The 19,301-nt window shown below is 46.2% G+C and carries 13 protein-coding genes; all 13 read right to left on the bottom strand.

Annotation, left to right across the window (positions count from 1 at the left end):
- Positions 1 to 89: 89 nt before the first annotated feature.
- Positions 90 to 2,162, bottom strand: coding sequence for a beta-galactosidase (locus MHI06_RS10655; protein ID WP_340401438.1), 2,073 nt, complete (start codon positions 2,160 to 2,162; stop codon positions 90 to 92).
- 97 nt (positions 2,163 to 2,259) lie between these two features.
- Positions 2,260 to 3,345 carry an arabinogalactan endo-1,4-beta-galactosidase gene (locus tag MHI06_RS10650; protein WP_340401437.1) on the bottom strand — a complete coding sequence of 362 codons (1,086 nt, stop codon included), beginning with the start codon at positions 3,343 to 3,345 and terminating at the stop codon, positions 2,260 to 2,262.
- A gap of 33 nt (positions 3,346 to 3,378) precedes the next feature.
- Complete coding sequence (locus MHI06_RS10645; RefSeq protein ID WP_145319165.1) at positions 3,379 to 4,257, bottom strand: carbohydrate ABC transporter permease; 879 nt, start codon at positions 4,255 to 4,257, stop codon at positions 3,379 to 3,381.
- A gap of 29 nt (positions 4,258 to 4,286) precedes the next feature.
- The gene (locus MHI06_RS10640) at positions 4,287 to 5,177 is read right to left on the bottom strand and encodes an ABC transporter permease subunit (RefSeq protein ID WP_169478564.1); all 891 of its coding nucleotides are present in this window, start codon (positions 5,175 to 5,177) and stop codon (positions 4,287 to 4,289) included.
- A gap of 190 nt (positions 5,178 to 5,367) precedes the next feature.
- Positions 5,368 to 7,053 carry an extracellular solute-binding protein gene (locus tag MHI06_RS10635; protein WP_169478565.1) on the bottom strand — a complete coding sequence of 562 codons (1,686 nt, stop codon included), beginning with the start codon at positions 7,051 to 7,053 and terminating at the stop codon, positions 5,368 to 5,370.
- Between the two features lie 123 nt (positions 7,054 to 7,176).
- A complete protein-coding gene (locus tag MHI06_RS10630; RefSeq protein ID WP_340401436.1) occupies positions 7,177 to 8,805 on the bottom strand; it encodes a response regulator in 1,629 nt (542 codons plus the stop codon).
- A 72-nt stretch (positions 8,806 to 8,877) separates the two neighbouring features.
- Complete coding sequence (locus MHI06_RS10625) at positions 8,878 to 10,632, bottom strand: sensor histidine kinase (RefSeq protein WP_169478567.1); 1,755 nt, start codon at positions 10,630 to 10,632, stop codon at positions 8,878 to 8,880.
- A gap of 296 nt (positions 10,633 to 10,928) precedes the next feature.
- Positions 10,929 to 11,627 carry a hypothetical protein gene (locus MHI06_RS10620; RefSeq protein WP_169478568.1) on the bottom strand — a complete coding sequence of 233 codons (699 nt, stop codon included), beginning with the start codon at positions 11,625 to 11,627 and terminating at the stop codon, positions 10,929 to 10,931.
- Between the two features lie 182 nt (positions 11,628 to 11,809).
- Entirely contained in the window at positions 11,810 to 13,339 is a 1,530-nt protein-coding gene (locus MHI06_RS10615) for an ABC transporter substrate-binding protein (RefSeq protein ID WP_169478569.1), read from the bottom strand.
- 132 nt (positions 13,340 to 13,471) lie between these two features.
- Positions 13,472 to 14,380 (bottom strand): carbohydrate ABC transporter permease, encoded by a 909-nt coding sequence (locus MHI06_RS10610; protein ID WP_169478570.1) that lies wholly within the window; start codon positions 14,378 to 14,380, stop codon positions 13,472 to 13,474.
- A 17-nt stretch (positions 14,381 to 14,397) separates the two neighbouring features.
- Positions 14,398 to 15,384: an ABC transporter permease subunit gene (locus MHI06_RS10605; protein WP_340401435.1), complete on the bottom strand. Its 987-nt coding sequence runs from the start codon at positions 15,382 to 15,384 to the stop codon at positions 14,398 to 14,400.
- 185 nt (positions 15,385 to 15,569) lie between these two features.
- Complete coding sequence (locus MHI06_RS10600; RefSeq protein ID WP_169478572.1) at positions 15,570 to 17,183, bottom strand: helix-turn-helix domain-containing protein; 1,614 nt, start codon at positions 17,181 to 17,183, stop codon at positions 15,570 to 15,572.
- Positions 17,176 to 18,957 carry a sensor histidine kinase gene (locus tag MHI06_RS10595; RefSeq protein WP_169478573.1) on the bottom strand — a complete coding sequence of 594 codons (1,782 nt, stop codon included), beginning with the start codon at positions 18,955 to 18,957 and terminating at the stop codon, positions 17,176 to 17,178. Before MHI06_RS10595 ends, MHI06_RS10600 begins: the two co-directional genes overlap by 8 nt.
- Positions 18,958 to 19,301 lie beyond the last annotated feature (344 nt).

Genomic DNA, 19,301 nt, shown 5'->3' with positions numbered 1-19,301 from the left:
AAAGACGCCCCAAACACCGATGTCAGGCGTTCAGGGCAATCTCTTCATATTACTAACTCCATTTATTAAGTAACGTATAGAATCTTTTATTACTTCCGGGCAACCGGTCTACGCAGGACACGAATGTCGAATGGCTGTAAACTGAGACTGGCTTCCACAGCATCACCACTGAGCAGATCCGTATAGGACTGTCCATCTAATTCAACCAGCTTCTCATCTGGTGTGTAGTTCTGTACAAACACATAATCAGCCGTACCATCTGTACGCGTATGTGCCGTTGTACCAGAAGGCAGCTCGGTTTCAAGTCCACGCTCAACGTTCAGGTCAGTGATTAACTGTGCATAAAAATCATCATAGAATGGTGCTTTCAGACGTGTCGCTACGTAATACGCTTTTCCTGAACCCAACTGGTTAACCGTCAATGCTGGACGTCCGGCATAGAAGTCAGAACGGTACGTAGCCAGTGACTTCGCGCCTTCCAGATGAATCAGATCACACAATTCAATTGCATCATATGCTGTAGTGAGCTGAAGCTCATTGCCCTGCTCAGGAATGATCCCGTTCAGATCACGATCATGCAGTCCGTCAATTTCTTCCGACCAGATGCCAAGCGTCTTACGGAGCGGACCTGGGAATCCACCCAGGAAACACAGATCATTTTCGTTGACAATTCCGGACCAGTAGGTCGCTACAAACGTACCACCTTGTTCCACAAACTTCTCAATGCGTTCGCCGACACCTTCACGTACCAGATAGAGCATTGGAGCAATCAATAACTTATACTTGGACAGGTCGGCATCCATATCGATAACGTCTACAGCAACTCCCTTTTTCCAAAACGCTTCGTAGTGCTCTTCAACCGTCTGCTCATACTTCACACCGATATTGCGCGGACCCTGTGAATCATTAACGGCCCAGCGATTTTCCCAGTCGAATATGATCGCTACTTCTGCCGGAACCGCTGTTCCTACAATAGCTTCCATGCCTTCTAGAGCCGTACCTACGTCAGTCACATCCTGGAACACGCGAGTGTGCTCCGTGCCAACATGGTCTACCACCGCACCATGGAGCTTCTCACTGGACCCCCGGCTTTTTCTCCACTGGAAGTACTGTACACTATCGGAACCGTGTGCCACTGCCTGGAGAGAAGAGAGCAGATGCATACCAGGTTTTTTCAGCTTGCTAACCTCTTGCCAGTTGGTTGAACTTGGCGTACTTTCCATCAGCAAGAACGGCTGTCCACCTTTGATGGAACGAACGATGTCATGCATCATTGCGATCCGGGAGGCCTGTTTTGCATCGTCATCTGCATCATGCCACGTTGGATAGCTATCCCAAGACAGGAAATCCAGAATATCGGCGAACTTCCAATAGTTCAGACCGCCGTAAAATTCCATCAGGTTCGTTGTGACGGGCAGATCCGGATTCTGAGCTTTCAATGGTTTCGTTTCATGCACGATAAAATCAGCTGTCTGATCGGTAACGAAACGGCGCCAATCCAGGTTCATTGCATGTACTTGTGTCTCACCGTGTGGAGCCGGCGACTCGACTTGACTCCAGTCTGTAACCGTGTGACTCCAGAATGTGGTCCACCACGAATGATTCAGTTCATCGAGTGTCTTATACTTTTTCTGAACCCAGCCACGGAAAGCTTCCTGACAGTAATCGCAATGACAGTCTCCACCGAACTCGTTAGAGATGTGCCAGCCGATAATAGCCGGATGATCCGAATAACGTTCTGCCAATTTTGTATTGATCGCAGTGACTTTCTCACGGTATACCGGTGAAGTATAACAATGGTTGTGACGGAAACCATGCAGGTTGCGGACACGTTTCTCGGAGACACGAAGTACCTCCGGATACTTGGCAGACATCCAGGCAGGTCTCGCACCACTTGGTGTAGCCAGGAATGCATAGATGCCATTGGCTGCAAAACGATCCAAGACCTGATCCAGCCATTCAAACGTATATACGCCTTCTTCCGGCTCAAGGGATACCCAAGAGAAGATACCAATGGACATCACGTTACACTTGGCAAGCTTCATCAAGCGAATATCTTCTTCCAGAATTTCAGGATAGCGGAGCCACTGCTCCGGGTTATAATCTGCGCCATGCAACATGTGCGGGGCTTTGGAACTTACCGGTGGAAATTTGTATGTCATAAGGACAACTCCCTTGCTTTTGAATACCATTTTTATTGGATACAACGATATTGACGTCTTGTTTTACGTCAGATACAACTTGTGAACTTGTGAGTTATTACACGTATGTCTCTGTATCTGATTCTTCTACAGAAGCGAGTGCTGTAAACGATTCCAACTTGCGACCTTTAAAATCAAACATCGTGAGGTTACCCCAGTTATTCGGATGTCCTACGGACCATTCTTCCTTACTTGGTATCCAGGCAGGTTCCCAATAATAGAATCCATGACCCAAACCACCAGGAACTTCGCGAATAATCTGCAACAGATCCTTCAGATATTTGGTCTGCCCCTCTACAGTTGCAGGGTATCCTGGCAACAACAATTCTTCCTGATTCAAAATCCATTCAATGCCTTCTGGCTGTTCCAGCGTCCACGGATAAGCGGTTTCAACGACATTGACGGGTTTGCCATAACGCTCAGCCAGATCATGCAGATTGTCACGTAACGCGTCGAGTGTGCCATGCCACCAAGGATAATACGAGAGTCCAATGATATCGAACTCCACACCCAGCGCTTCAAATTGATCGTAGAACTTGCGGCTCTCGGCGTTATCTCCACCACGATCAATATGTATCATAATCTGGATATCCGCGTCAACGGATTTGACCGCAGCAATTCCGTACTTTACAAGACCTGCAAAACGTTCCCACTGTTCATCCGTATCATGCTCTTCTCCACCAACACGTCCCTCATTCCATAACATGCCTGGTGTAATCTCGTTGCCGACCTGCACCATGTCTGGAAGAGCATCGTGTTCCTTCAACGTTCTCAGGACATCAGCGGTATACGTGCATACCGCACGTTGAAGCTCCTCATAGGACAGATTCTCCCACGCCTTTGGTTTCCACTGATTCGCCGGATCAGCCCACCGATCGGAATAATGGAAATCAAGCAAAAACTGCAAGCCCTGTTCCTTAATCCGTTTGGCTACCGCCACCGTCCGCTCCAGATTGCAGAACCCACCTACAGGATCATTCCAGATCCGCAGCCGAATCGCATTAGCATCATTAAGTTTCAGGATGGACAGCAAGTCTTGTTCCTTGCCGTCCACATCACTGTAGGTCCCACCATGTTGTTCAATCTCGTCCATAAAAGATACATCCATTCCCAGAACGAATGTCTTTTCCTCCAAGTTGCTCACTGTATCAGCCTCCATTTAATTTGTGATACAGGCTCAGCCTTTAACTGAGCCCAACGTCATACCTTTAACAAAGAAACGTTGCAGGAATGGATACACAATCAAGATTGGTGCACTTCCGATGAAGATCTGAGCTGCTCTTACCGTCGTTTGAGAGAGAGATTCCATCTCTTTTGGATTCATGCTCATGCTGCTCATGTCACGTCCGATAATGACCGTTTGCATAAATGTAGCAAGTGGGTAATCCTTGGCATTATTCATATAGAGCAATCCATCAAACCATGAATTCCAGTGAAACACCATGCTGAACAATGCAATGGTTGCAATCGACGGCAAGGAGATCGGTAGGAAGATACTGAACAATGTTCTGAAATGGTTGGCTCCATCCATCAGTGCCGCTTCCTCCAGCTCTTTCGGAATACCGCGGAAGAAGTTCAGCATCAGGATGACAAGGAATGTGTTAACTGCCCCTGGGAGTACCAGTACCCAGAAGGAATCCATCAGCCCGATTTTCTGGATAACCATATAGAACGGAACCAGTCCTCCATTGAAAATCATACTGAATACGAAAATCCAGGAGTAGATTGTTCTGCCTTTGAATTCACTATTTTCTTTGGACAACGGATACGCCGCCAGGAACGTAATCAGCAAGGTAATCGCTGTACCAATCACTGTACGTAACAGTGAAATCCAGAGCGAGTTCAAGAAAATCGGATTGTTCATCGTCTTTTTGTAAGCTTCAAGTGAAAAACCTACGGGCCAGAGATTAACAAGATTGGCATCGGCAGCAGCCTTCGTACTAAAAGATACAGCCAGTACGTGAACCATCGGTATGATACACATGATGGCAATCAGAATCAGAAAGCAGGTATTGACTATATTAAACACGCGATAAGGCAATGATTTATGATACATCGTGGTCCCTTCTTTCTCTGTTCATTCGATTAGAATATGCGGTATCCAGCGTATTTTTTGGCTAAGCTGTAAGATACGAGAATCAAGATCATACTAATGACTGATTTGAACAATCCGATCGCTGTTGCGAAGCCCATCTCACCATTTTGCATCGCAGAACGATATACGAATGTGTCAATGATGTCACCCGTTTGATATACGAGCGGGTTATACAGGTTGAAAATCTGGTCAAATCCAGCATTCAGTACGTTACCCAGAGCCAGCGTTCCTACAACCATCAGCATCGGCACGAGCGAAGGAATTGTAATGTGCAGTGTCTGTTTCCAACGTCCTGCCCCGTCAATCTCCGCTGCTTCGTACAATGCTGGATTAATTCCGGCAAGGGCAGCCAAAAAGACAATCATGTTATAGCCAAATTCCTTCCACACATCTGTCAGAATGACCGTAGATCGGAACCAACTGTTGTCTCCGAGGAAGAAATATGGTCCGAGTCCGAAAGTTCCGAGAACCCGGTTCACCAACCCTCCGGTTGACAGCAGATCTATCAAAATCCCGCCCAGAATGACCCAGGACAAGAAGTGAGGTAAATAGACAAGTGTCTGAATGGTTCGCTGTACAGCCATCTTGCGGACCTCATTCAAAAGAATGGCGAAAACAAACGGAATGAATAAGTTAAAAATCAATTTAAGTACAGCAATAATCAATGTGTTCCAGATGACCTGTAAGCTATCTTCACGTTCAAACAAATATCTAAAGTTGTCCAGCCCGACCCATTCGGAGCCGCTAATCCCAAGCCATGGCTTGTAATTCTGGAATGCCATAACAATCCCGCCCATAGGCACATAACTGAAGATGATCAGAAAGATAATGGCTGGCAACAGCATAACGTGGAATGGCCAAGTGCGTTTCAAAGTTCTCATGATTGCTCCCCCTGTATTTCTTCCTACTCAAGTACTCCCTGAGTGGCTTATAATGCGATTATATCAACCTTTTACAGGGTCCAAACAGCACATAAAAGCAATATAAATGGCACAAATTCAACCACTTTGCTTCAGCTTGAATAAACCAAAAAAAGCGCCCAGACGACGATCGTCTGGGCGCTGCTTCAAACTATTTTTTCACACCGTCATACCATTCGTTGACCTCTTGTGTGATCTGGTCACCGCCTCCGGATTTCCACGTTTGTACAAAGGTATCAAACGCATCAGCCGGATTTTTGCCATAGATAATTTCGTTAAATGCCTGATTCTCAATTTTGTTCAGGTAGTCCAGCTTGGATTTCATCGTCTGCGTTGTCGGACCTGTGAACATGTTTTTGAATGAAATTTCTTCTTGGCTCAGCAACACTTTTGCTGCCGCTGGCGTTTCTTTACCATAGTTTACAGCAACATCTTTCTCCAGCTTCGTTTCCGGCTCTTTGCCATCCGCCAAATTCAGAAGCGCTTTCATCTGTGCATCTGGAATACGAGCACCGTCACGAACAAGCAAATAACGTACAACGTTCACGTATCCGCCTTCGATCTCGTCAATCGGCATTTGTTTTCCATTAGCGTCCAGTTGATAATCATATTTCTCAAACAAACCGTTATCATACTGGCTTCCTGGTGCTGGATCTGCATAATTGTCGAACAGGTAGTTCTGATACGTAAAGAAGGCTTCGGGGTGTTCCATATCTGCCTTAATCAACGTAACACCATTAACGAACTGTGTTCCGTGACGCATCGCTTTACCTTCAGGGCCCGTTGGAATCTCAATTGGTTTCCAAACAGCACTTGGTACATTTTTCACGGTATCCAGAAGCGGCCATCCGCTCATCCAGTAAGGACCTGGAATAATGCCGGCTGTACCTGCAACTGCTGGTTCTGCTGTTTTGTTTTCATCCCATAGAGCTGCTTCCTGCGGGATATAACCTTTTGTGAGCCATTCGCTCAATTTGGTCAAACCTTGCTTCATACCTGGATTGATGGAGCCATACTCCAGCTTGCCATCCGCAGCCAGATTCCATTGGAACGGCAATGTTCCGTATGCTCCGAAGATCCAGGATGGGTCTCCCATCCATGTGTTCATGGATGTTTTGAAGCCAATGCTGAGCGGGATGACCTTATCCGGAGACAATCCATCCGGGTTTTGGTTTTTGAATGCATCCATTACGGTTTCAAGCTCATCGATTGTTTTTGGAGCTTCCAGCTTCAGCTTATCCAGCCAGTCCTGACGAATCCAGAGCAAGTAATCATTGTTGTATGCATAGTCCAGAACAGGGATACCCATTCTTTTGCCATCACGACTATACTGGTTCCACACGTTAGGATCTTGCTCCATCGCTTTTTTCCATGTGTCTGAAGCATATTTGTCGAACAGTGGACCGACTTCCTGATACATACCGGAATCAATCAGATCCTGCGCAAGCAGATTATCACCCACGTTTACGATGTCAGGCATATCTTGACCAGAAGACATCGCCAAACGAAGTTTGGTTGCAAATGCCCCATTCGTATCCGTTACAGACCATAGTGAACTGATATTAATACCGAATTGATCCTTGGCCCACTTGGTTGCCACGTTATTTTCCATGGATTCACCATTTTTAAACTTCAGCTCAGGGTCAATTCCCCATGCAGTCGTAATGGTTACTTCCGGATCATATTTTTCTTTGTATTCGTTTTGGGCTCCAGATGTACTTGGTGTGGCACTATCTCCGCCCCCACTGCCTCCTGAACATCCTGCAAGAACGACAGTTAGACACAGCGTTGTAGCGAGAAGCGTCAAGAATCTCTTTTTCGTTGATTGCGCTCTCATGTTGTTCCCCCTTAAATCGTTTTGGTTACCCTTTCATTATAGGCTGACCAGGCCTTTGAGCCTATGATACGAAATCAAGATTTCTGCACCTTTGCCAACCTATATTCTGGAATGTTGTTGAAATTATGCCTGATCCCGAAATTCATTGGGTGTCATACCATAATGCTTTTTGAACATTTTGCTGAAATATTGCGGATTTTGATAACCTAGCTCACTTGTAATCTCGTATATTTTTTTATTGCTATTCTTGAGCAGATACAGCGCACGCTCCATACGCATACGAATCATGTAATCTCCAAGACCTTCCCCTGTCTCTGCCTTGTAAATCTTCGATAGATATACGGGGTGCAAATATACCTTGTCCGCGATCATCTTCACCGACAGATCCTGTCCTGTATCTCTTGTCACCAGTTCCTGAACCTGCTTGATCACATGTCTGCGGCTCTGCACACCTTCCTGATCAGACAACTCTGCCTGAAGCTTCGCTAGCATCTCGGTGGCCCAGCGCCGCAGTTTCTCGGGCGATTGAATCAGTTGATGAGCAAGGAGCAGATCGAATCCCGCATGATCAATCTCATGCACCAGATGTCCCTGTTTATGAGCGATATACATAAATGCATTGGTTACTGACAAATACATCTCATACACATGTTCTCTCGACAAACGCACCTGCTCTGCCGCGTCAAAGACCGTGTTCAGCTTGCGTGCTGCCGCTTCCCATTGCTTGGTCTCAAGCAATTGTGGAAGTACAGGCGGTTTGTACAGCTCTTCGAGGGCCTGCGTCGCATCATTCTCCGGTCGTTTGCTGAGTGCCTGTTCCATGTCCATGTATATAATCTGGTGTTCTTCCGGTCCGAAAAGGACAAGGGAACCCAGACTTTTTCGATAAGCTGCTGTCAACTCATTAAATGGAAATGAAGGTGTAACCACCATGGATAGATCTCCCTGCAAATATCGAATGACATGCTCACGGAAGGTTTCAGCAGAGATTCTCAACGTCTCCAAGTTCATCTGCGGAGCTTCAATCTGTCCCTGACTCTGTAAAAACATAACCAGACACTCATGGGGTCCGCGACCAAACCACACGTTAAATTGCTCTCCGAGCACTTCCTCCGCTATATTACCTACCGCAAAATCCATTAGATCCAGAGACTGCTGATCCATTGACGAGAAGCGTCCTGTAAGGCGAATCAGCATCATCACTGCCGATTGTTCCGGATCAATATGGATCTCATATTGTTGCAGTTGTTCCCGAAGTGCCCGCGCTGTGATCTCACGCCCAAGCAGCAGATCATGCATGAGATTTTCCCGTAAAATCTTATAGTCAGACTTCCGACTGTATAAGAGTCGGTGATATTTATCGAACTCATCCCACTCATCGCGGAGAGATGTAATGGCTGCTGAAACCGATCCCATAAACTCATCATCGTTTACGGGTTTGAGAATATAATCAGCCGCTTGCAATTGAATGGCCTTCTTCGCATAAGCAAAATCACTGTGACCCGTCAGCAAAATACAACGAATATGAGACCAGCGCTTGGTTACCTCTGCAATCAGATCCAGTCCCGACATGCCAGGCATTCGAATATCCGTGACCACGATATCTACTGCATTTTCCTCCATAATCTCTAATGCTTCCTTACCGGAAGCTGCACGCAGCACGGTCGTTACCCCAAGTTCTCCCCAGGGGATCGTGAGTTCCAGACTTTCTGTTACATACGTTTCATCATCTACCAGCAGTATATCTATCAAGCAAGTCACTCCCTATCTCGTTCATTCTGCAATGGATTCTATGGTTCATCATGCGCTACACGTTCCAGATGTTCATCCTTCGTTCTCCAGAAGATACTCCTGCTCAGCAGGCCACGATAATGTAACGCGTAATCCACCAAGTTCCGATTCCGTTATATCAATCCCTGCCTGCTCCCCATATCGAAGCTGGAGTCTCTGATTCACATTCCACAGGCCACAGCCCATTTCCTGATCCATTGTTCCCCTTAGCTTATTCAGAAGCGCCTCACGTGCCTCCTGCGTCATACCTTGCCCATCATCTTCTACCACAAGAACCATGACACCACCCTGTTTTTCCCCAGATACTCTTATTTCTCCAGCCTCCGCATCCGCTTCAATACCGTGAATTACCGCATTCTCCACCAGTGGCTGCACGATCAGCGGTGGTACTTCCTGTCTCAGCATCTCGTCGGACAGATCAAGCTTGTAATGAATGCGGTCCATACGCATCCGTTGGATCTCCAGATAACAGCTGACAAATTCAATCTCCTCTGTCAACGGTACCAGATCTCGCTCCTGTCTTGTTGTATACCGATAATATCGCGAGAGATTATGCGACATTGCTACAACGGCGTCCATGCGCTTCAGCTTCGCCATACTCGTAATGAAGGAGAAGCAATTATAGAAGAAATGCGGGTTAATCTGCGATTGCAGCTGCTTCAACCGGGCTTCACGCACATGAATCTGTTCCAGATAAACGTGTTCAAACAACTGCTGGATCTGCTCCACCATCAAGTTGAAACGTTCGGACAGAAAACTGAATTCATTGCGGCCCTTCGGCTTAATCCTTACGGAATAATCTTCCTGCTTCAATCGTTGGAACCCGCGAATGAGTTGTTTTACAGGCACCTGCACCTGAACATATAACAAGTACGCCACACCAAAACTCATCAACAACAAACAAATCATGGAAGAATAGAACAACATGTTGGATTGATGAATGGGCTTCAGAATATCTGATAGCGGCATATAGTCGACTAAATACCAGCCTGTTGTACTGGATTTTACAGCGTTGACCATGTAAGGCTCATTCCCGATCACCACTGTACGGTTATCAACGTCCTGAAGTTTATGGATGGACAGTTCTTCCATCAACTGATTCGTTAGTGAACGATCTGAAGTCCGGTTATAGATAACCCCCGATTCTTCACGGAAATAGAAGGGATCATGCCTGCCATCATCCTTGAATTTGTCGAGCATATCCCGAATGTTGTCACTATCAAACTCCAGTTTAATGATCGTTTCCGCATTATTAACCGGGTCTTTAATACCGTATGGAGATACCGTAATCCAGCTAAACATGAACCGATCATCTTCCCCATCCTGAATTTTGCGTACATCCCAGCCGGAAATGATATTCTCCCTTAACGCTTGCTTATCGTAAGAACGTGCATCCCTTTCGGAAACCACCCTTCCCAGCGAAGGGGAATACAGATATAACTTTGTTGCCCAATTGGATGAACTCTCCTGAATACTCAGCTTATTTTGAATACGCTTAACCAAATTAATAGCATCAAGATCAAAATATTTACTGTCCGCATAAATTCTTCGGAAGCTGGCAATATCAGGATCGTGTATGAGCAGGTTCGGCCATGAGGATAACAGCTCAATGTGTGTATTCACCTGATTTTGGAAAAACTCAAGCTGATTGCTATTGGATCGATTCAACTCATCTCTGAGAACAGCTGTCGTTTTGTGATTGGAGTACCAGTATAGAAGCACAACTGGAATTAGCATAATCAGAATTAGAATGACCATTTTGGAGAACAGGTTTGTCCGATATGACATCTTTTCATCTCACCTTGTCTTTAATTGTCGTGACATTAATTGTAATGATGTAAGCGGTAAAGACAAACTATTTTTTTGAGACATACCGGTTCATTATCTAGCGTAAGCGTTACCAATTCAAGGGGAAAGGAGACAAAACCAATATTTCTGCACTAATTGCAACTTCCACACACAAAAAGAGCGGACGATTAGCCCACTCTCGATCAGATTTCAACATATGTCTTTCAACTTTCTATTCAAATCAACCTTATTCTACTTCTGTTTATGTAATCATTCTGTTTTACTATACATATTAACTATGGAATATTGTAATTAAACACCGTATTCACTCCATCTACGCCTACATCCAGCACAATATCCATCAGTTTTCCACTGACGAGCAGAGGCGATTCCGCTTCCCCGTAAAAATTCAACTCGCCCCTAAATGTTCCATGGCGTTCAATCTCAATATGTACTGGCCTTAATTGGACAGACTGCAAGGCTTCCAATAGTGGGTCGTCCTTAAACTTGTAACTACGCGCGAGATCAGGCAATAGCACGGCGGATACGTTATCCCTACCGTAATTTTTGAGTGTCAGATCACAGGTTGCTCGGGTCTCACCCGTTTTCAGCACGTTAAAGGTACAGGAGCTGGCATTCTGTACATAAGATACACCTTCAATGCCGCTAGCTCCCCACTTGGCTACATACATCCATTTATCCGTCATGTACGAATAACTGAGAACGATAGCGAGAACTACGATCCATAAGCCTTTCGCAAGACCCGGGAACGACTTCCCAATCTCTTTGCGAGTAAGGTAGAAGCCACAAGCAAAGATCCCCAATCCGAGGAAAAGTGTGATATGAACCCCACTTAAATAAGATGTAGTATACGGTGATATACCTATTGCTGACAGCATGGTATCTCCAACAGAAAAACCAAGATGGTGGTTAAATGTAAAGATGATAGCAAAAAGCAATAAAGCCCCAGAGAACACAAGTCTGGTTCTCGACACACGAACACCCCCAATCAACCACCTGATTATATCATATTTTTCCTAATTATGATTAACAATCCAAATCAAAAAAGAACAATAAAAAAAGAACGTCATCGGTTGTTCACCGAAAACGTCCTCCATATTCACCGCTGACAAGAACTTGTAGTAACACCAGGCTCTCTCTCATGGCTGACGATCATTTATTGCTTAGACAAGAATGCATCGAGTTGTTCTTGTTTGGCAGCAATAATTTTATCAATGCCCGCTGCTTTGAGTTTCTCCAGATATTTCGGGATCATCTCGTTCGGATCAACAGCGCCCGATGTCATACCCGGCTTGAACTGTTTGTTCACGTTGTTGACCGCCGCAATTTCATTTTTGACAGATTGGCTGTTGAACGTAAAGCCCAGTGCTGGCGACTTCACACCTTTGGCGTTAAACTCTTTGAACTTTTCCCATTTCTGTGGATCTTCATTATCCCAGAGGAAGTTCAGGAACTGGTTACCCAGCTGCCACTGTGCACCTGGATTGTAGGTACGACTATTGGCATCAACGCCATCAGGGAGAGCAATGATATTATCCTGTCCGTCTTTTTTCACAAAATGTGTACCTTCAATTCCGAAGTTCAGCAAGTTGTTAATTTCCTTGTCGGAATGCAGCAGGTTAATGACCTGCATCGCTTTCTCCGGTTGCTCCGAAGAACGGGAGATTGCGAGCATCGCTCCAGATGCATCACCCGTCGTAATGGTCGGCTGTGTCATCTCAATCTGAGTCAGTGGGAAACCCACATACCCTTCTTCTTCTTTATCCTTGCCTGGCTTCATGCCATCCGTCCAGAGAAATGCTTTTCCAGCCTTCGCCTGGTCTTTCGGGAACACATTGGAAGTCGCAGCATCACTGTTGATATATCCCGCTTGATACCACTTGCGAGCGAGTTCAGCCGCTTCTTTGAATTCAGGGGTCTCCACTTCATTCAGCACCGTTGTTCCGCCTGCTGTTTTGGAGATGACTCCAGGTACGGAAGCATCACCGAGATAATCCCAATCCAGATTCTCCAACAGCCCGTTACCATTGGTATTGGACATATAGAATGGTGTGATGGCTGGCTCATTTTCCTTGATTGTTTTGAGCAAAGGCTCCAGATCAGCCCAAGTCTTTACAGCTGTCAGATCCAAGTTATACTTGTCAGCCAGATCTTTGCGTACCAGCACACCACGTGTGGCAGCGAGTTCCTTATTCGTAGGAACACCGTAGTTCACGCCATCCACCTGGGAACCTTCCAGAAAGGCAGGGTCGAGGTTTTTCTTGATATCCTGACCATGCGCATCAAGCAGATCATTCAGTGGCAAGAATGCACCTTTAGCTACATTCACCGTATAGTTCTGCCAAGCAGCTGTGAAGATAATGTCCGATTTTTCGCCCGACGAGATCATGAGATTCAACTTGTTATCCCACTGTCCCCAGTCAATCGCATTGATTTTGAGCGTGGCCCCGATCTTCGGTTCCATCTTCTTGTTGATCTCGGCTTCCACCAGAGCGACATCCTTCTGTGGTGTCCCCGGGTAGAACAGTGTCACTTCATAGGGCTTGCCCCCACCCTCACTTGCTCCTCCGCCTTCGGCTGCAGGTGTTGTTGTTCCACCTTTGTCTGATGAGCAAGCTGCCAGCACCAGGCTCAGCGCCATAACCGTTGCCATCATGCGTGACCATACCTTTAATGATCTAACCAATTGAACCCCTCCTGTCATGTGTTGAACCGTACAGCCAATTGCCCCAATTCACAATGAAACCTATAACAACTTCTATATATGCCCTTTCAGTCCATCTTCATTTACCATGCCCACTCCGCTAACCGGCCAGAGTTATCCCTTCACAGCGCCAACCGTAAGACCTTTGATGAAATAACGCTGGAAGAACGGATATGCCAGTACAATTGGACCAATACCGACCACAGCCATCGCCATTTGCAGTGTTTTGTTCGGCAGATTCAGCAATCCACCCTGCGACGATATCTGTGAAGAGACGTTGGAGTTGGTTGTTAAATATTGAATATCGAGCAGCGTCCGGTACATAAGGTACTGAAGGCTGATCGTCCGGTTATCCGATATAAAAATCATACTAAGGTACCAGTCATTCCAGTAATTCAGTGTACTAAACAACGCGACGGTTGCCATGACCGGAAGGGATAGTGGGAGCACGATACGTGTAAACGTTCTCAATTCTCCTGCACCATCAATCCGAGCCGATTCCAGAATGGATACCGGTATGGAGTTCGCGAAGAATGTACGCATGACCAGTACGAAGAATGGGGATAGCAGTAGTGGCATAATCAGTGCCAGTATGGAGTTTTTCAGATCCAATACGTTTACGTAGACCAGGTACCAAGGTACCAGACCCCCATTAAACAACATCGTGAAGAAGATGAAAAAGGCGAACCAGCCACGATAAGGAAGATCTCTCCGCGAGAGCGGATACGCGTACAGTGCAGTCAGCGCCACACTTGTAATGGTACCTACAACGGTAACAATAAAGGATATACCATATGAATGGAGGATCTGATCCATATCTCTGAACAGAAACTCATAGGCCGTCAGGCTGAACTTCTCTGGAATAAGCTTATACCCATTGGCAATAACTGTTGTCTCGTCCGAGAATGAGATGGCGAAGACAAGCAGGATCGGCACGACACAGGCAATGGCGTAGAATAGAAACATCGCATGAATAACGGATGCGGAACGCTTCGATACGGCTAGTGGATCACGTGATTTCACAGCTGACTTGCCTCCTCTCAAAATAATGCATTATCTTTATCCATACGCCTAACGATGGTATTAGATACAAGAACCAGCACGAATCCAACGATTGCTTGATATAGACCGGCTGCGGATGACATCCCGATATCTCCACCGATAAGGAACGTTCGATATACATAGGTATCCAGTACATTCGTTACAGGGAACAGTGCTCCCGACTCGAGTGGAACCTGATAGAACAGACTAAAGTCTGCATAGAATATACGGCCAATTTGCAATAACGTCATAATCACGATCAATGGTACGAGAAACGGAACGGTGATGAAGCGTATCTGATGCCATTTGGTTGCTCCATCAAGAACAGCAGCCTCATAATATTCTTCATCGATCCCCACGACAGCTGCCAGATAGATGACGGCATAATATCCGATATTCTTCCACGTGTTTACCAGTGGCAAAATATAAGGCCAATACTTCGGCTCGGAATACCAGTCGATCGGTTGCCCCCCGAACATCGGAAGAATAGTAGAGTTCATGAATCCCGAATCCTTACCGAGGAAAGCCAATACCAGATAACTGACCACAATCATGGACAGGAAATACGGCAATAGCATAAGCGATTGATACAACTTGGACATCGCCTTGTTCTTCACTTCATTGAGTAGAATAGCAAGCCCGACACCTACAAAGAGATTGAGTGCAATAAACACAGTGTTGTACGCGATTGTATTCCGGGTAATTTCCCACGCATCACTGGTGGAGAACAAATACTTGAAATTGTCCCATCCACTCCACGGGCTACCCCAAATACCATCAGCATAGTTTACATTTTTGAATGCGATCAGAACGCCGAACATCGGCATATAGTTGTTCACCAGCAGAAACAGGACGCCTGGCAAGAACATGAGATACAGCACCTTGAATTTGCCAAGATTGTGCCATACAGACTTGCGCTTTCGGACTGTTTCTCCCGGTATTTCCGATATCCGTACTCCCTTACCCGCCTGGGGTTGTGTCTTCATAACTTGTTCTCCCTCACTCCTCTTGAATTCTTCCTCAGGATGAAGCTCCGTTGCGGCTCCTGTGGTTCAAGTATACGGCGGGGCGAGGAAGACCTCTATCTGCTGTGGTGACCTGTTAACTTATCAAATTATGACTTTAGTGCCAAAATAAACAAAACAAAAGGCGCAGCATACTGCGCCATGAGTTATACGGTACGTGACTGTTTGCGGAACTCCTGTGGTGTGATACCTGTGCACTTTTTGAACATTTTGGTGAAATGCGAGTAATTGTAGTACCCCACCTTGCCAGCGATATCCGTCACCTTGACGGTGGACTGGGACAGCAAGGTCTTCGCTTTGGCTACTCTCCCTTGAAGGATAAACTCGGACAAGGACATCCCCTTCTCTTTTCGAAACAAACGGGATAGATAAGCAGGATTGAAACCGGCAAAAGCTGCAAGTTCCTCTCGCATGAGTTCTTCGCCAATATGTGTTTCGATATAAATACATAACTGATCCACAATAGTCATTGGACTGTGATCGTCCGGGTATAACACCGGGATGACACGATCTATCAGATCAGACGTCCACAGCTTCAACTGTGGCAACGACCTTGTGACTACACTCTCTTCCGGCTCCCGTTCCCCCGGATACAGACTGCGTATGGATACATTTTTCTGATGAAGTAACGGATAGACCACATGCAACATCGCATGGTAGTAGAGACGAAGTATTTCAGGAGACAATCCCTCCTGAGCAGCAAGCAACTCGAAGATCTCATCCACACGTTCGCGCAAATCCCCAACTTTACCCGTCTCAAAAAGAATGGATAACTCCGAAAACCACGGAATAGGCAAAAAGCGATCTTCCTGATCTCTGCCCCGCTCATCATAAACAAAGACTTCTTCAAGCTCCTTAATATTGCGTCGTTCCATATCCATCAGTTCATTCAACATGCCTTGCAGCTCCGTTACAGCCACCGGGACACCAACATAACAGGACAATCGGCAGTAGAAATACGTACCACATTCCTGAATGTACACCTGACAACGTTCTGCCACTTCGCTCGCACTCGGTATGATGCCATCTTGCTCGTAAGCAAGCACAATATTCAATCCACTATGATCCTGAAACACCTCACCCGGCTTGTCGCCAAGCAACATCTCTCTTCCTGCATTACGAAGGGCATATTCTAATACCTCTTCATCACGCAAATCGAATTCACGCACCCACTCCTCTACCGAGATCACAATGGGTAATACACGAGCCTGTGGATCGATCTCAGCACCATACAATTCTGCGAGCTCTTGCAGCCGTTGCTCAGTTAACGTGATCCGCTGAGAGATGGCATCTTTCCAGAAACGTTCTGTCAGGAGCGGTTTATGGGTCTTCCAGCGTTTGTATACGGTCTCATAAACTTCGTTGGTACGGGTACGCTGCTCCCCATCCTTGATCTTCTCCACCGCCTGGCTTACCACCTTGATCAATTGATCTGCTGGAGCCGGCTTCAATACATAATCAAAGCTGTTCAGCTTAATTGCCGTCTGAGCATAATCGAACAATGCATGCCCTGTCAGGAAAATGGTCAGCATGCCTGGATCATGTTTCAACACCCAGCTCTGCAGATCAAGCCCTGTTTCGCCAGGCATCTCAATATCACAGATCATGATATCAATGGCACTTGCCTTCAGGACCTTTCTCGCCTCTTCTGCATCACAAGCACTGAACACCTGGTCAATGCCGGCCGCATGCCAGTCAACACCTTCCACCATCGCTTGTAGTGCATACACTTCATCATCCACGATCAACAGGTTACGCATGGGCTCCCCCTTCTTCCTCTTCGGTCTGAGCGGGTAAATCAATGATGACTGCAGCGCCGTTATCCGCCTCATTTCTAAACTGCAAACTGGCTTGATCACCATACTTCACTAACAGCCGATGAGCCACGTTCCATATACCGATGTGCTGTCCACCCGGGTCTTCAGCGTATTGTCCCTGCTGTAGACGTTCCAGCAGTTCCTCATCAAATCCGACACCATTATCCACAATCATCAGTTGAAGTACCGTCTCATCGATTTGACCGGATAACATCTTCCCATGGCAAGCCACAATCCGAATGACAAATGGCTGCGTTCGCCGCTGAAATCCGTGAATAATGGCATTCTCCACAAAGGGCTGAATCGTTAATGGCGGAATCACATACTTTCCGAGATCCGGTTCAATATCCAGTTCAAAATCCAATCGGCTTGGAAACCTCAGCTTCTGAATTTCTAAATAATGACGAATGTGCTCCAGCTCTTCATCCAGACGAATAACACGTTTGCCTGCACGCAGACTGAATCGGAAATAATCAGCCAAATGCCCAGCCATCTGCTGCACTAGCTCATGCTTTTTCAAAGAAGCCAGACTATGAATTATATTGAGTGAATTCAAATAAAAGTGAGGATTAATTTGCATCTGTAATTGTTTGAACTCCGCCTCCCGTGTCCGCAATTGTTCCTCATACACATCAATCTTGAGATGCCGGATCTCGCTGGTCATCTGATTGAAGCTTCGTGTCATAAATTCAAGCTCCGAGGAGGATGGTGGCTCCAGCTTCACATCGAGATCTCCGCGACTCACCCTTCTCATGCCTCGGATCAGTGAATTCATCGGACGGAATAACAGTTGACGCAAAAAGATCAGTGCAGTAACCAGAATTACCGCCGCACCAATGGGAAGAAGACGAATGATCTGCTGGAAAAACGGGAGGTTACGCATCATATCTTCCTCAGGCAGCAGCACGATGTAATTCATCTCGGACATGGCTGAGGCAATACCCAGCATCAAATATTGACGTGCTTCTCCCTTGTTCATGACTTCAGAGATGACCTGATACGGGTTCTTCAGGCCGGGAAGATGTGCCGATGCAAGCTGAATCTGTGCAGTATTCAATGTGGAATCCGATAATGCCCCACCGTCGGTTCCAACAATGACTGCGCCTCCTCTGTCACCGGATTCTGTGAACTGTTGTGTGTGATTCAGTGCATTCATATCAACAAGCGCGCCTGCATAGAACTGCTGGTTGATTCGCACCGTTTTCACCAGCGCATTCCATGTTCCCCCACGCACGATGCTCCATTCGGGCTTCTGGATATCCCCTTCCAATTGCTGCATCTGGACCGGCATACTCTCCTGCACAACCGACTTTTTGACATCATAATTGCCCGAAGTGGCGAGCAGCAGATCATCATTGACGGCATCATATAGAAAAAAAGAATCGATCAGATTATAGAAACCGATATCTGTCATGAATTTATTCATAATGCGTTGCTTCGCAATGATATAATCCCCACTGCCGTATTCCAGAAAAAACAGGGATATAATATCCGGGTCCCGCTCGCCCAGACTATATAAATACCGATTCGTCTCCTGTAATACACGTTCATTCTGTTCCACACTCTTGGCAAGATGATTCATATTGGTGAGAGATACCTTGTCACGTACGACTTTCATGGCGTAGACGTTGTTGTAATAGAGCAGCATGAATAATGGCAGCATGATCAGTGTAAGACCCACAATAAATTTAAAACGCAGTGAACGGATCACATTCATGGATTAAGGAATCCCGCCCTTTTCATTTAACATAGCGTGCTTTTTTCTAATTTCTTCCTTATGATGGCATGTTTATTGTAGTCACCCCTGCTTGCCATTGTCTATGCGGTCCCGTGACCTGCACATGTCAATTCTGGTGACTTCTATCCGCTCCAAGTTTGGATAACGCGCTTCATATTGTAATAAATTCTCCAGTTGTAAAAAAAATCCTTCATTTATAGCTCAGAAGCTTCTCCCTGAAAATAAATGCTGCGGCAATCCCCAGACTCCACGAACGCCCGATCTTGACATGCATACGATATATCACTCCTCGGGTTTGTCACCAGGATGTAGGGAGGCCTGTT

The organism is Paenibacillus sp. FSL H8-0079 (assembly GCF_037991315.1).
Taxonomy (GTDB): Bacteria; Bacillota; Bacilli; order Paenibacillales; family Paenibacillaceae; genus Paenibacillus.
Note: the sequence above shows the minus strand (reverse complement) of the source record. Positions and strands in the feature narration are given on the sequence as shown.